Genomic DNA, 16,304 nt, shown 5'->3' with positions numbered 1-16,304 from the left:
GAAATGGATACTGAAATCTGTAAAGTTGTTGAACTCACTGCATAACATCAGACTTGTGAAATGAAGGATGCCTTACTTAACCCCCAGCAGTTCGCGTTTGGAAGCCTCCGGGTCATGCACAACCTCGATCTCATGGTTGAAAATGAGTGTCGCCCGATCCTCACGATATTCAGGCCATTCGATTCCCGCTGTCTCCGGCTTACCGTTTCTCGCGAAGGAAATCCAGGCATCCTGTACCTTGAGAGACAGTGCTTTAGCCGCTTCATCCGGCACAGCCTTCATGAATTTGAGCGCATCCAGCGTGTTAAATACAAAGAACATCTCAATGCTGTGAATCGCTCTTTTCAGAAGTGGATGCTCTGGCATTACCCAGTCAAAACGGTACATCCACACCGGGGCATGCTTCTGCTGTGCAGATGCATACTGTAGTGCTGATCGCCAGAAGAACATATCGGTCATGACTTGAGCTTGTCCATCCGCTGTCTTCGGATAACTATCCGCGATAGCAGCGCGATTCTCCAGATCCGGCGTCATGAAGTCGACACCCTGCACCATATCAATTTCGTTCGAGAATGGTACATCCGGCTGAATAAATAATGATCCCTCATGCAGCGTTGTTCCGATCAGTACCGGAATATCCTGCGCGAATCCCTCACTTACAGCCTGGAGTGGTATCTGAGGCAAAGTCTCACCATCGAGCACGGGTTGGAACAACAAGGCCATGCCTGCTCCGCTCTGTTGTTTCACCGTTTCTGCCGCCGCCATAATCTGCTCTACCGGAATGCTGTTCAGCTTGGCCAGGCTATCTCGATCTATACCAAGCACCTTTAACATGCCCTCACGCAAAGCCGAAGCTTGCTCAGACGGCATGAGCTGCGAAGCACCACTCTCCATGATGGCACGTTGGAACAGCCCTTTGGCTGCTGGCATCGCCATTAATGCGGCAATACTCATACTACCTGCTGATTCGCCGAACACCGTAACCTGACCCGGATCACCGCCGAAGGCAGTAATGTTATCTTTCACCCATTGCAGCGCAGCTACCTGATCCAGCAGGCCTGCATTGGATACGTAGGAATCACCCAGCGGAGCCATATGCAGGAATCCTAGCGGCCCAAGACGATAGTTAATCGTCACCACGATGACGTCGCCGCGAACAGCCAGCTGTGTGCCATCATATACAGGCAGACTGCCTGATCCGGTTACGAACGATCCCCCGTGAATCCAGACCATAACGGGAAGAGGCTGACTGCTTTCTTTTTCGGGTGCCCAGATGTTCAGATACAGACTGTCTTCCGACTCTGGCGGCTTCTGCCCGCCCATCCACTCTGAATCATGACGCGGTTGTATATTCTCAGGCCCGAATTCGGTCGCCTGTCTGATTCCTTCCCATGACTCGGGCTGTACCGGAGCTCGGAAACGCAGCTCTCCTACTGGCGGCTTCGCATACGGAATCCCCTTCCATACACTTGCACCGTGTAAAAGCTCGCCTTGAACCGTACCATATTTCGTTTGAACCTGAAGTTCTCGCATTCTGCTTCTACATCCTCTCCGTGAATTAAATACATTCATTGGTAACCATGATTAGAGCTTAATTAGGCTAAACATGTGTATATATTTGAGTATAAATCTTCGACATACCTATTTACAACTTTGCCCAGATGAATACATTGAGTCATGTCCTCTTTAGAGTTGGATTAAAAAATTTGATCTAAAAATTCTCCGAATGTATATCCCGTACTATAAAATTTTTCAGCAAGAGCAACTATGCTTTTGAGTAGAAAATTAAAAGTATTAAAAATAATAATGCCTAACACAGATATAATCACAGGTAACATCCATTTTCCATATAAATTCCAGTTCGTATGCCTCAAGGTAAGCCATCCCCTTACCAAAACAGTTATTTCATTCCTCAAAGGATATGTTAATAGTACCTTGTATATCCCAAAAAATACAATATTTAATATTGATGAATTTGCAGTGAAAATTGAGACAAAAACAGAGTCATGTATATACACAACTCTGCTTCAATTACGATTATATCAATCTTCCTCTTTTCACAAAAAAATGATGATTAACGATCAACTACTGGATATCGCACTGTATAGTCAGCGCCTTCAACCCATTTCCCGGCAGTGAAGTCCCGCCCTTTCACAACGACTCGATCCTTGTAAATCTCTACATGCAACCCTTCGCTACCCTCCAAATGTTCATCCTCATCCGTCCATAGATAGGCGACAGAAGAAGCGTTGAACATGGTTGGCAGCTGGCCTGCACCATCATACATCGTATGCGGTGCTTGCAGTTGCCAATGCGTATGCCCGGAGAACAGAATCGCTTGTGGGTACTTGGCCAGCACGGCCTTCAGTTCTGCATCCTGATTCACGCCATACCAGCCTTGGGCCTGAAGCGATCCCGCAACGGTGTCCATCAGGGGTTGGTGGATAAAGAGGAAGATCGGACGATCCAGTGCGGCCTGTTCAGCCAGCTTCGCATCCAGCCATTCCAGTTGTTTAGACGACATCTCACAGTCCTTCGGATGCGGCTGCTCCGTACCAAGGAAGATATAATGATATCCATCGATCCAATGATCGTGGTACGTTCCCTTCATTCCTGTCGCCACTTCAAAATCAATTAAACGCCGATGCCATAATCCCGCAACGGTAATGGTTTCGGCTCTAGCGCATATGTCTGCGTGAATTTCCCCTTCATGTGCGGTCTGCCCTGGTAGCACGAATTGGTTGCCAGCCAGTTGCTGAATCAGCGCCGCTGACTCCTCCGCAGTCTGTTTCACTGGATGCTCTAACTCCGCATCTTGCTCCAGGATCTCCGCTACCTGGCCTTCATTCATCTCAAGCAGAACCAGGGGCGGCTTCTGCCAGATGACTGCACCAATATCATGATTACCCACCGTGAAACGTATCTTCGGCAACTTCTCCGCATATTGCTCCCAGATTCGCTGCCATTCCCGATACTCGCTCGGCAACCCGCGGTCGGTTACATCACCCACATGCATAATGCCACTGCTTCCATGGCTGAAAGAGGCTATATCCGCGAGCGCCTGCTCCAGATGCCGGTTATGAATATGATCTGCCTCGTCCCGTACATGTGTGTCCGTGATCACCTGGAAGGTAGCCAGTGGCTGCTCAGTAGTACTCATTACGAATCACTCCATTTCAGTCCAATAATGCCTATCAAAATAAAACCGATCCATACCATCGACGTCAGTCTCAGTCGTTCACCAAAGAAATAATGCCCCACCACGCCAATCATCGTGATCCCCACGCCTGACCAGATCGCATAGGCCACAGCCAGCGGCATATACTTGACGGCATAATTCAGAAAGGTGAAGCTTGCGGCGTAGCAAACAAACATCATCACGGAAGGCCACAATCTGGAGAAACCATCCGACACTTTAAGTAATATCGTGGCACTCAGTTCCAGACCAATAGCAAGTGCCAGCAACACCCAGCCCAGATAAGTCTGACTACTCGTCATCGGCCTAACCCACCGGAGAGCAATTCATGGAACGTCTGGATTGTGCGATCCGCCAGTTGTATTTTCCCAGACTCACCAATGCCAATCTTGTAGCCTGCTCCTGCAGCTCTCGCCATCTCCATATCTCCGTCCGTGTCGCCAATCACCATGACTTGCTGCGCCTGTACACTGAGTCGCTCACAGGCAAGCAGCAACATATCGGGAAACGGTTTTCCGCGGTCTACCAGATCCGTTCCAATGATGACATCGAAGTATGCGTCCAGCCCCATCCATTGCAGATGTTTGACTGCACTTGCCGTTTCATCGGCTGTCACTACGCCCATTTTCAACCCCTGATTCCGTGACTGCTCCAAAAACTCTCTTACACCGGGCAGCGGATGCGCCGGACGATGTACCTCCATCGCTTCCTCGGCCTGTGCGAGGCATGCTCTTACGATCATTTTGGCTTCTGCCCAGCTGAGTCCTGCACGATATCCATGCCACGTCAGCACGGCATATACTTCATCCATCGTACCCATGGCGAGCGGGCCCCGGACATCATAACCGTTCATCCGTCCCTGTTCATCGTGAAATGTGCCCCAGATCTTTGGAAGATCGGCTTCATCCATCTCTAGACCACGAATAAACAGTTGTTCTCTGAAATCATTCAACACACAATCTGTCCAGAACCCCCACATGCCTGTAAAATCAAGCAACGTCCCATCCTTATCAAACAGAATGGCTTCAACCTGCACCTGTGTTCTATCGACTACTTTATTCTCTTGCATGGACTAAACTCCTTGTCTGTGATCGTAATGAATGGAAAGGGCGGTACATGGTGTACCGCCCTTTTTGCTTAGGCACTAAAGCTTATACATGAGAGAGGATGCAAACTTCATGTATTACAATGAATTATTTTGCAATGCGATCCAGTTCTTTCTGTGCTTTTTCTTTGGCTTCCTTCAGCGCCTGCTCTGCAGGAACATTGTTGATCTGTACTTTATCCGCTGCTTCTTTCAAGGCATCATTAATTTTGCCGCCTGTTGGATCACGGAATGGAGCTGAAGCATGTGCTGCCTGTTGCAATGGTACCGTAATCTGTGGATGCTCTTCGCTAAACTTCTTGAAGTCTGGATCTTGCTGTGCAGATTGGCGTACCGCAATGTAACCTGTGTTCATCGACCATGAAGCGGTGTTCTCGGTTTTGGAGAAATACGTCAGCCATTTATACGCTGCCTGTTGTTGCTCTGGACTAGCTGCTGCCGGAATACCTGCAAGAATTGCACTCGCTACAGGTTTACCTTCGCCAATGCCTTCCCAGCCTGGCTGTTGCATGGCCGCAACGATTTTAAAATCCAGATCGCCTTGGTCACCACTTGAACCGGTGTATCCAGCCGCTTTATTTTTCATCACATCGTCAATGGTCTTGTACCAATACTCCCAGCCTTGACCGCCATATTGAATGCCCATAATTTTGTCTTCGTTGATCCATTTACGGAACAGTTCCCATGTCTCGATCCATTCAGGGGAGTCGATCATCACCGTTTTACCGTCATCACTCAGAATTTTGCCGCCTTTGCCCATAACAGCATCGATCATGTTGTCTCTACCCCACATCGGCTCCCAGCCGTAGAAAGTGGTTTTGCCATTTTCTTTCTTGGACATCTTCGCGGCAGCCTCGGCAAATTTCTCCCATGTCGTCAGGCTTGCCGGGTCAATTCCGTTCTCTTTGAACGTATCCATACGGTAGTACATAATTTGAGTCGTGCCATACATTGGTAAAAAGAACTGCTTGCCATCTACATTCCCTTGTTCCAGGAACGTTTGAATGAAATCGTCTTTTTTGAAGTTCGGGTCAGCCGCGATCATCTCATCCATAGGTGCATAATAACCTTTGCGGGCCCAGTCAATATTGGCACTCAGAACGGCAGCAGGTACTTTCTTGGACGCAATGGCCGCTTGAAGTTTCTGCTCCGTCTCCGTGTAATCGGCTTGTACAATCCCTTTTACAACCACTTCATTCTGCGAAGCGTTGAAAGCATCAATTTTCTTCTTCATATTGTCGCCCAGGTTACCGCCCAGACCATACCAGAACTCAATCTCCACCGGCGCTTTGGCCTGTGTGTCCGTGCCTCCGCTAGCAGCCGCTGTCGCATTCGATTCTGCCGGGGCTTGTGTTCCACAAGCGGTTATTAAAGCGAAGCTTGCGGCGAGTACCAGCGACATGCCACCTTTCCAGCTCAGCTTCAGTTTCTTTTTCAAAGTCATGCCTGACTTGCTCCAATTCATTGTTGTTCCTCCTGTTTTTGGGTGACTTTATTAGACAAAAGGTGAAGCATATCAATTCTTGTTTACGCCAGCCGTCATGTTCACACTCTGCATGATCGTTTTCTGGGTGAACACGAAGAGAATCAGTAACGGTGCGATGGTAAACGCACTTGCTGCCATAATTTGCGGCCAGGCCAGGCCATAAGCTCCGCCCTCCACGAAGAAACTTCGCAACCCGGCAGATACCAGCTGTAGATCAGGATCTTTGGTGATGAGCATCGGCCAGAAATAGTTGTTGTACTGCTCGATGAATGTAATCAGCACCATCACGGCGAAGCTGGAGCGAACGAGCGGCGCAATAATCGTCCAGAGAATGCGGAAATGTGATGCTCCGTCCAGTTGTCCGGCTTCCACGAGTTCATGAGAAACCTGCATAAAGGCTTGACGAATCAGGAAAATGGAGAACACACTGACACAGTTGGATACGATCAGACCTGTGTAGGAATCCAGCAGATTCAGCTCGCTTAACACCAGATAACCAGGCAGATACACTGCCGTGCTGGGAATCATGTACCCTACCAGAATGATGCCGGTTAACGTGCCCTTAAGGCGGAATTTCATATGAGTCAAGGCGTATGCCATCATGCTGGAGTTCACAATCTGGAGCAGACAGATCGCTATGGCGACCCCGGTGCTGTTCAGCATGTACCGTGCAAACGGTGCGGCGTTCCATGCATCCACGTAGTTCTGCCACAGAAATGTCTCTGGCCAGAAGGTCGGCGGGAACTGCCAGATTTCATCATTTGTTTTGAATCCGCTGATCACCATCCAATAGAACGGAAAAGCAGTGCCTAGTGCAATAATAGCAAGTGCCAGATAGCGAAGGATGGCACTGATTTTTACTTTTTTACGGGATGCCTTATGCATCTCTCTGGGCTTCATTTGGCTCGTTTTACTTTTGGGCATGGTCATTGTCATTAGTAGTGCACCAGGCGTCTGCCAAGCAGGAAGGAAACTCCCGATAACAGCACGCAGATCAGAATAATAACTACAGCGATCGATGAAGCTTCTCCGACGTTAAACGATTCAAAAGCAGACTGATAATACATATACAGCAAGGTTCGAGTTGATCCAGCAGGTCCACCTTGAGTCATGACGTTAATCTGGTCGTAAGCCTGTAGCGATTGAATAGTCAGAATGATCGAAAGGAAAAAGGTTGTTGGTGAGATCAGCGGCAACGTAATGCTTCTGAACTTGTCCCAAGCTCCCGCCCCATCAATGGAAGCTGCTTCAAGCAGATCGGACGGCAGATTCCGTAGAGCTACCAGATAGAACACCATCGCCCAACCGATGGACTTCCACAGGGTGACAATCAACACGGCAACCAGTGCCCAGTCCATATCACGGAGCCATCCGATCGGTGATACTCCTACCCAGCCCAGCATCAGATTGGCTAGTCCCACTTGCGGTTCAAAAATCCACGACCATGCGATGGATACGGCAACCGTTGGTGTCACCCATGGTGAGAAGAGTAATGTGCGAAAAATACCGGATGATTTCATTTTGCTATTCATCAGCATCGCTAGTGCAAGTCCTCCCACAATCGTAGGGATCACACTCCCGAGTCCGAATAACAGCGTAACTCTCAAAGATCGATAGAATTCAGAGTTCGTTAGCAGGTACGTGTAGTTATCCAACCCGACGAACAGCTTGTCCGGGCTCATGAAGTCCCAGTCCGTAAAACTGAGATATACGATGTATCCCAGAGGCCCCAGCCAGAAAATCAACAGCGGGATTAAAGCAGGCAACGTGAATAGAACCGCCTCCGACTCCCTCCACAATTTCAAACGCAATTCCCCCACTCCTTATTGTCCAAATTTTCTTTAACAATTGGCAATTTATAGATATATATTGGCCTGTTTAATCTTCTGTACAAAAATGATTGTACATTCGAATTGAAAAATCTATTTCGGGGTTGTGTTAAAATTCGAAGGAGTCATGTAAAATATGAATATGTTCGTGGAAACGTTTATTCTATTGCCGAGGTGACATTGTGGGAAAAGAAATTGCCGGGAACCCGAATCATTTATCGTTACCTGATCGGTCTGTACTAAGGGAGAGAGTCATCGAGGCGATTGCCAATACGATGGATCTCTATGGGGTTAATCATACGTTTGGTAAATTGTATGGTGTGATGTATTTCGAAGACCGTCCGATGACGCTGGAAGAGATGAAGACCTCTATGAATATGAGCAAAAGCAACATGAGTTATGCCGTTCGTTCGTTAACCGAGTCTCAAATGATCTATAAGCTGGACGAGAAAAAGGAGCGCCAGGATCAATATGTGGCGGAGACCGACTTCTTTCGCACGTTTCAAAACTTCTTCGGATTAAAGCTGCAACGGGAAGTGGATGTGATGCTGGAAGGCATCCGCGAGGTGATCCCTGACCTGACAACCATGATTCTAGCGGAACATACAACTGCACAAGAACGGGAAGAGGCATTACGAGATTTGCACAAACTCCAGCATGCAGAGCAATACTATGTCTGGCTTCAAGGATTCGTGGATCGGCTGCGAGAGGGTAAACTGTATGAAAATGGCCCACAAACACCGGAAGATTAAAAATACCCCAGCGAGGTTGAGCGTAAGTTACGGGAATTTGGCTTGGTAAGTTAACTGTAGATATACGAAAGATACTTTTAAAAATGAATATAAGTAAAAGAGCTGTCCCAGCCACTGAATGACTTGGGGACAGCTCTTTTTATCGTTCACACTTTGTACCCTGCTTACTTTCGAGGACTTTGTAATTCTATTGTCTTGAAAAAATTACTTCTGTGCCGCAGCCTCAATATCTGCATATGCCCAGTGGGTTGCTGGCACGTCGCTAAAGGATGGCGTGGCCACTCCCGTCAGCGGTGTACGTTTGAACAGGACGTTCAGCACTTTTACCGCTTCTGCACGGGTCAGCTTGCTGTCTGGTTTGAATGTACCATCATTGTAACCCGTCATCAGACCAGTGGACTGCACATAGGCAATCGCATCGGCTGCCCACAGATCCGCGGCTACATCCGTAAAGGAAGTGGCTTCCGGTGCTGTTCCTGTGGTATCCGTTGTTGTTACAGTGTTCGTTTGTTGCTTCTGCAACCAACGGTACGCGATTGTTGCCATCTGTGCACGCGTAATCGAACCTTCTGGTGCAAACGCTGTGTCACTGAGACCGTTCATGATACCTGCAGCTTGTGCCTTTTGAATCTCACTCGTTGCCCAATGTGTTGCGGCTACATCGGCAAAGGTTGTACCTGCCGCCGTAGCTGTTGCTGTTTCACCCGGCAGATTACGAGCCAGCATTGCAGCCATCTGTGCACGTGTAACGAACGCATCTGGACGGAAATCGGCACCGAAACCTTGGATGTATGGCTGATTTGTCTTTTGAGAAGCTTTCAGCCCATCTACGACAACCAGTGTAAACGTACTGAACTTGTTTACCGTAAACTCAATGCCTTCGCTGTTATTAGCCAGTTTCACGAGTTTGCCTTGTATCAGTTCTTTCGTGCCATCACTGTGTTCAATGTACACAGCCAGGTTATCCAGAATCTGCTGACGAGCTGTCGCATCGGTTGGCAGGCTGTTGCCCAGTGGCAAAGTCAGCGTCACTTCACGGCTCTGCATATTCGTTTCGATCTCAACTGGACGAGCCAGTACACGAACATTCGTATTTGGAGCAACTTGCTGAATTACTTGCTCTTTCTTCGCCCGCTCTTCCAAGTCTTTGCGCTCGGATTCCTTTTTGAGTGGAACCACGCGGAAGTACAAGTCTTGATCGAATCCAGCAATGGACTTCGTTGGAATGGAGATTACAGCATTTTCGGTCGAAATTTCCAGTTTCATCGAACCGTCACTTAGATCTTTGACAGCTGTTTTTGGGACTTCGACCCGTGTCTCGGACACGGCATCTTTCGTATCTGGAATCACAATGCGTGCCGTATTGCTACCCAATTGTTTTGCTTTTTCAACCGATTCCTTGGCAATCGCATCTGTCATTTTGACCAAATCTTTAACCGTACCGTTGGTTTCGGTTGTACGTGTGATTGGGGTTTTGGTCAGGTTGGTGCCGTTAACACCGTTCACATCTACCACGATCTGCTCTTGTTTCGTTGTTGGCGCAGGTGTGGATGTTACTGGTGCGTTTGATCCTCCGCCAGTGTTCCCGCCTCCAGTTGAGGAGTTAGGATCTGTAGGGTTAATTACTGGACTAAAATAACTGTTAAATGCCTTCTGTATTTCTTCATAGCTCTGATAACCTTCAACCGTCTTCTTGCCAAGCATCCATTGAGCAAGCTGACCCATTTTAACTTCATCATCTGCAAAACCAGACATCTTGCTGAAATCCAGAGGAAACTTCTGGGATGGATCTAGTTTTTCTGTGTATTGCTGTACATAGTACAAATATTTCAGTGCTTCTACCGTTCTACCGGTACCATCCGGATTGTTAATGGGCACATAATTCATAAGCATATAAAGTAAAAACCCATAAGAATCATTTTTCAAGGCATCATCATCTTTAGTTAGACGACGGTCGATATAAAGTAACAATTTTTCATCTATACTGGATAATGAGAGATACTTCTGACCAAGCTCATGAATATACTCAAATTGATCAGAAGTCGTATACTGAGGCACGTTACTCAAATGAGTATATAAGGATTCCAAGTGCTGGTTAAATGAAGCGGTATCTGTTTGAAGGTATACCATTAATCCTTTATATCCAATCTCCACAGCAAATTGCACTTGATCCTTTGATTCGTAATTGTTTTTTTCAGGTATGAAACTCTTCACCGCCCGAGCAACAATTAGCTGCTTCTCTGGATGAAGATTTTCAAACCCTTCTGGAAGCTGCAGCCACTCCGGACTTTCAATAATTTCAAGGATTTCTGCTTCAGTTTTACTCGCACGGTCCTCATTCAACTCTTCTAGCGGATCTGTTATTGGATTAAAAAAGCGATTAAATGTTTTTTGTATGGCTTGGTAGTTTACGTACCCCTCTGCTGGGCGCTTGTCTATCATCCATTGTGCGAGTTCACGATAAGTTGAATAATTAAGTGTATCAATCTTATCTAAATTAAGCGAAAACGGCATCATTGTTTCTACTGTATTAGGATCATTGTTATATAAAGTAGACTCTTTCTGCATTAAACGAAGACGAACCAGTGCATTATACATATTCGTTTTATTAGTTGTACTGTTAATAGGATAGTATGTGGACAATGTAGCAGATAGTTGATTACTGTATTCAGATGGGGAAATTCCATCTCTCTTTGTATAAAAAGCTATACGATAAGCATATATTTTTTTATCAATAGATGATAAATCACTATACTTTTTCCCTATCTTATAAACATCTTGAATACTAATATCCATGTTCTCACTAAATACTACGGGCAAGTTGGTAAATTTCCCAAAATAAGCAGTGATCCTTTGCTCGATATCTGTCAAATCCTTCGAAACGAAGAGGTTTCTCGGCTCTATAGCCATATCTAATATATACTGCACTTGATCTTTACTAACGTAATCTTTTGCACCATTAATCAGAGTAACGAATTCAGCTACAGATTCTTTCTCATCATTCGTCCAAAGATTAAAGTCTTCAGGAAGCTGTATTCCCAACTTTGGATCTTGAAGTGCAGCGAGCACCGCGGCGACTTCTTGATTTCTTTTTGCTAAATTCAACGGGTCGAGGGGATTTTGTTCCTCATTGGAAGAGTTCGAGTTATTGTTGCTACCCGTACCCTCTGTAGTTGAACTGCTACTATTATTGTTGTTTTCTTCCGTATTGTTGATATTATTCGACACTTCGTTGTTATTGCTTGTGGACGTATTAGTCGTTGAATCCGATGAATCATTTTCGATTGGTGGATTTGTACTTGTGTTAGAAGTAGAATTATTCTCTTCTGGCGACGCCCCCGCACTCACAACACCAGTTAAGGCTCCCTGCAGCAGCATGAGTGAAACAATTAATACAGTAAATGACTTGCGAATCTTGCCCATGGTTCTCCTCCTCAAATGTACAGCTTGAATAGTTATCTCTCTCTCTGTCGAACAACTAGGCCTATTGTAGTACATATCTCTGAACGGATTCTGAACAAATGGGTAAATTTGGGCTCAAAAATCTGTTTTCAGTGCATAAAACGGCGATTTTCTTTATCTTTTTCGTCATTTTTCAACATTCTCGGTGTATAAAACATTATTCAAGACCTATAAAAAATCCACACTCTCTACATACAAAGGAAAAGACCACCCAATGGGTGGCCCTCAGCCTTATTTCTTGAAATATTACTTCTGTGCCGCAGCTTCAATATCTGCATATGCCCAGTGGGTTGCAGGCACGTCGCTAAAGGATGGCGTGGCCACTCCCGTCAGCGGTGTACGTTTGAACAGGACGTTCAGCACTTTTACCGCTTCTGCACGGGTCAGCTTGTTGTCTGGTTTGAATGTACCATCATTGTAACCCGTCATCAGACCAGTGGACTGCACATAGGCAATCGCATCGGCTGCCCACAGATCCGCGGCTACATCCGTAAAGGACGCTGCTTCTGGTGCTGTTGCTGAAGTACTCGCAGTCACAGCATTCGTTTGTTGTTTCTGCAACCAGCGGTACGCGATTGTTGCCATCTGGGCACGCGTAATCGAACCTTCTGGTGCAAACGCTGTGTCACTGAGACCGTTCATGATACCTGCAGCTTGTGCCTTTTGAATCTCACTCGTTGCCCAATGTGTTGCGGCTACATCGGCAAAGGCTGTACCTGCCGCCGTAGCTGTTGCTGTTTCACCCGGCAGATTACGAGCCAGCATTGCAGCCATCTGTGCACGTGTAACGAACGCATCTGGACGGAAATCGGCACCGAAACCTTGGATGTATGGCTCATTCGTCTTTTGAGAGGCTTTCAGCCCATCTACGACAACCAGTGTAAACGTACTGAACTTGGTTACCGTAAACTCAATGCCTTCGCTGTTATTAGCCAGTTTCACGAGTTTGCCTCGCAACAGTTCTTTCGTACCATCACTGTGTTCAATGTACACAGCCAGGTTATCCAGAATCTGCTGACGAGCTGCCGCATCGGTTGGCAGGCTGTTGCCCAGTGGCAAAGTCAGCGTCACTTCACGGCTCTGCATATTCGTTTCGATCTCAACTGGACGAGCCAGTACACGAACATTCGTATTTGGAGCAACTTGCTGAATTACTTGCTCTTTCTTCGCCCGCTCTTCCAAGTCTTTGCGCTCGGATTCCTTTTTGAGTGGAACCACGCGGAAGTACAAGTCTTGATCGAATCCGGCAATGGACTTCGTTGGAATGGAGATTATAGCATTTTCGGTCGAAATTTCCAGTTTCATCGAACCGTCACTTAGATCTTTGACAGCTGTTTTAGGAATTTCAACCCGCGTCTCGGACACAGCATCTTTGGTATCTGGAATCACAATGCGTGCCGTATTGCTACCCAATTGTTTCGCTTTTTCAACCGATTCCTTGGCAAGCGCATCTGTCATTTTGACCAAATCTTTAACCGTACCATTGGTTTCGGTTGTACGCGTGATTGGGGTTTTGGTCAGGTTTGTGCCGTCAACACCGTTCACATCCACCACGATCTGTTCTTGCTTGGTCGTTGGTGCAGGGGTAGACGTTACTGGTGCAGATGATCCGCCGCCACCGTTACCACTTGTGTTGTTGCCCGGGTTAGGTGTGGAACCATTCCCATTACCGCTGTCACCGTTGGCTGTAAAGATAATTTTCACAGCACGGCCTGGCAACTCATCACTAAACGCTTTATGACGAACCCATACTGTTTTGTTACCGCTAAAATCCAACTTCTGAATGGAAGCCAGATCAATCCAATTCAGTTTGCCATCGAATGAAATTTCCATCGTATCATTCAGACCTGTTATTTCGTTTTTAACGTCGTCCCCTTTTACATTAGGGGCAGTGAAGAAACGATTAATTACATATTGTAAATTACCAATATCCTCATAGCTGTCTTGTTCATCAAGTACCCATTGTGCCAATTCCTTTTGATCTTCCACGCTAAGCTCTGCTCTTTTGGATAGGTCGAGGGCACCCGTACGATTAAAATTATATTTGTCGAAGAAAGCCTCACCCTCCATTTGAGCTTCCATAGCACTTTGGAGCCACTGACTCATTGGATCAATTTTGGTGGCCTTTTCAATAGATTGATACGGGGCAGTCAAAAGCCCTAACACTACCATTGGTTCCACGATATCTCCTTGGTAGAGTCCTTCCAACTTTTCATAGGCCATCGAATACAGATATTTATAAGCAAAAACATTTTTGTCTACTTTATTGGTGAGTTTCAAATATTTTTGGCCAATGCTTCCATACTCTTCTGCTTCTTGGTCGTTAAAGTACTCTGATATATCTACCATCTTTTGTGCAAGTAGATCCAGTTTATTGCTTAAAGCAGTAAGCTCCGTTTGTTCCCAAACAGATTGTGCCAACATGCCAAGTTCAATCATGAGTTGAACCTGATTTTTATTCTCGTAATCTTCACTGACGTATTGGATCAAGAATCCTGCAATGAAATCTCTAACCTGTGGGTTTAAATTTTCGTAGCCGTCAGGAAATTTAATTTCTAAAGCCGGATCTTCCATAGCCTCGCGCATGGCTGTTTTATTTCCACTTTTCCTCGCGGCGTTCAAGACAGACAATACATCCGTGTTATTATCACTGGAGAAAAATTTGTCAAATGCGGTCTGGATTTGAACAAAGGATTCGTACCCCCCATCTGGCCGCTCCGCAATCATGTGATCTGCGAGTGCATTTGACTTTTGTATATCTTTCTTGATTCCATCTATTTTCTCTACATCTATCGGAAAGCTCATTTTAGGATGTTCTAGGTTTTTGTTGTAGTCCGCAATCTCCGATTGAATTTGTCTCAATTGGAACATCGAACCCAACATTTCATTAGTGGTCAGCGCCTTGTTAATTAAGGGGGTGAACCTTGCTTCATCATCGAGAGAAGTTAATAATTTGAATACAGACGACGGACCCTTTTTAAGTTGTAGCTCAAGCATAGCCGCTGTGATACGTTTTTCAATGCCTGAGAATTCAGAATATTTACCAACAAACTGATAAAACATACTGTCAGGGGCAGGTTGATCCAGATAGTTAACTTGTTGCATTTGCTTCGTATATAGTTCATCAAGTGAATTCATTTCATCCGGTCCACCAATGTCATGAATGAATTCAACCGCCTTTAAAGCTAGCTGCACGAGGTATTCAACTTGCGCTTTATTGGCGTACCCTTCACTGGTTGGTGGATCTAAATTAAGTATATAAACTGCGATATCATTCTGATCCTCTGAGGATAATTGCTTGAAATCAGGCGTAGCTATGAAGTTTTTATCGCTCAGTAGTTCAACAGCATCAGCTATAAAGTTGTTTGCGTTGCCTTTTGCTTCTTTTATTAATTCGTTGTACTTTCTCAGCCCTGGTTCAAAAAACGCATCAAATGCTTTTTGCACATCGGATACCGTTTCATATCCATCTTGCTTGTGATCAAGCATCCATTGAGCAAGTTCATTTTTTTCGTCGTCGTTCTTAAGGGTGAACATCTTGTTCATATTAAATACAAATGGTCGGACGCCTTCGGTCACCCCTACTTGTGGAAGATAGGTTAAATATATTATAAAAAGTGAGTCGATCGCCTCATTCATACTGTTGATATCCGTTGCTTTATTTATCTCTTTGTAATCATTAAGTTTCTCATATAACATTGCGAGCTGGCTATTATGGTAGATCGTAACAGAACTGTTTTTGAAAACAATATTGTATAGCAATATATTATCAATAAACATCGTCCAATCCGCACCATTCAGATGCATATAACGAGATGCAGCTTGTGTCCATTCTGCCTTGTCGACACCGGGGAAATAGGAGTTCCACTTCCCTAGCAAATTGTATACATATTCCATTCTTTGGCCTAAGGTCTCAATCTCGAACTGTCCGGGCATTACACTGACGTTATAAATTAGATTAAATGCATATACAGCCTGATTGTCACTATCATATTGCACATCTAGTGGAATCAGCATAATCATGCCTCTTGCAATCTCATTCTTTTGATCTTCGCTTAATGTTGCGTAACCTTGAGGCAGCTGTAACAATTCTCCTTCTTCAAGCAAATGACGAACATTAGCTATTTTTTCGCCAGGGTTGGAATCATCATACCCTTGTCTCTCCATGTTTAAAAGTTCGTATGGGTAAGATCGAGCACTCACCACACCTCCAGGACTTACAATCTGAAGCAACATTACAGCCACCAACAAAAAACTTACGATCTTTCTAAACAAGGCTTCGCTCTCCTCTCATTTCATGTTTGATCCTTATGCCTATATCTTTGGACCTATTTTAGAACACAACAATAAACAGATTCTAAACAAGAAATGATAATAAAAGGAAAAAAATCCACTCCTTAGTTGAAAACAGAGTGGATTCCTTCATATTTTTCGTCAAAATTCATCATTCTCAAAAAAAAAAATTGGTGAAATT

At 45.5% G+C, this 16,304-nt stretch carries 10 protein-coding genes; 1 reads left to right on the top strand and 9 read right to left on the bottom strand.

The features are described from left to right. Nucleotides 1-72 precede the first annotated feature (72 nt). The 7 genes from BLQ13_RS14860 to BLQ13_RS14830 all read right to left on the bottom strand — a co-directional run bounded on the left by BLQ13_RS14860 (nucleotide 73) and on the right by BLQ13_RS14830 (nucleotide 7,598). On the bottom strand, nucleotides 73-1,533 hold the full coding sequence (locus tag BLQ13_RS14860) for a carboxylesterase/lipase family protein (protein ID WP_090921188.1): 1,461 nt from the start codon (nucleotides 1,531-1,533) through the stop codon (nucleotides 73-75). A 541-nt stretch (nucleotides 1,534-2,074) separates the two neighbouring features. Next, entirely contained in the window at nucleotides 2,075-3,160 is a 1,086-nt protein-coding gene (locus BLQ13_RS14855; RefSeq protein WP_090921186.1) for a metallophosphoesterase family protein, read from the bottom strand. Continuing rightward, entirely contained in the window at nucleotides 3,160-3,498 is a 339-nt protein-coding gene (locus BLQ13_RS14850; protein WP_090921184.1) for a DMT family transporter, read from the bottom strand. The genes BLQ13_RS14855 and BLQ13_RS14850 overlap by 1 nt, the downstream gene beginning before the upstream one ends. Continuing rightward, nucleotides 3,495-4,265: an HAD family hydrolase gene (locus BLQ13_RS14845; protein WP_090921182.1), complete on the bottom strand. Its 771-nt coding sequence runs from the start codon at nucleotides 4,263-4,265 to the stop codon at nucleotides 3,495-3,497. Before BLQ13_RS14845 ends, BLQ13_RS14850 begins: the two co-directional genes overlap by 4 nt. A 124-nt stretch (nucleotides 4,266-4,389) precedes the next feature. Beyond that, nucleotides 4,390-5,766 carry an ABC transporter substrate-binding protein gene (locus tag BLQ13_RS14840; RefSeq protein WP_090921180.1) on the bottom strand — a complete coding sequence of 459 codons (1,377 nt, stop codon included), beginning with the start codon at nucleotides 5,764-5,766 and terminating at the stop codon, nucleotides 4,390-4,392. Between the two features lie 51 nt (nucleotides 5,767-5,817). Further along, nucleotides 5,818-6,672, bottom strand: a complete 855-nt coding sequence (locus BLQ13_RS14835; protein ID WP_090921732.1) for a carbohydrate ABC transporter permease — start codon at nucleotides 6,670-6,672, stop codon at nucleotides 5,818-5,820. Nucleotides 6,673-6,722: 50 nt separating this feature from the next. Then, nucleotides 6,723-7,598, bottom strand: coding sequence for a carbohydrate ABC transporter permease (locus tag BLQ13_RS14830; protein ID WP_090921178.1), 876 nt, complete (start codon nucleotides 7,596-7,598; stop codon nucleotides 6,723-6,725). Nucleotides 7,599-7,798: 200 nt separating this feature from the next. Here BLQ13_RS14830 and BLQ13_RS14825 point away from each other — a divergent pair, with 200 nt between their 5' ends. Continuing rightward, a complete protein-coding gene (locus tag BLQ13_RS14825; protein ID WP_090921176.1) occupies nucleotides 7,799-8,368 on the top strand; it encodes a GbsR/MarR family transcriptional regulator in 570 nt (189 codons plus the stop codon). 204 nt (nucleotides 8,369-8,572) lie between these two features. On the opposite strand, the gene BLQ13_RS14820 is transcribed toward BLQ13_RS14825, so the two are convergent. Both BLQ13_RS14820 and BLQ13_RS14815 read right to left on the bottom strand, forming a co-directional pair. Next, a complete protein-coding gene (locus tag BLQ13_RS14820; protein WP_167375741.1) occupies nucleotides 8,573-11,791 on the bottom strand; it encodes an S-layer homology domain-containing protein in 3,219 nt (1,072 codons plus the stop codon). Nucleotides 11,792-12,076: 285 nt separating this feature from the next. After that, nucleotides 12,077-16,105, bottom strand: coding sequence for an S-layer homology domain-containing protein (locus BLQ13_RS14815; protein WP_090921172.1), 4,029 nt, complete (start codon nucleotides 16,103-16,105; stop codon nucleotides 12,077-12,079). Nucleotides 16,106-16,304 lie beyond the last annotated feature (199 nt).

Source organism: Paenibacillus polysaccharolyticus, from assembly GCF_900102085.1.
Classification (GTDB): Bacteria; Bacillota; Bacilli; order Paenibacillales; family Paenibacillaceae; genus Paenibacillus; species Paenibacillus polysaccharolyticus.
This window is presented reverse-complemented; position numbering and strand designations above follow the sequence as displayed.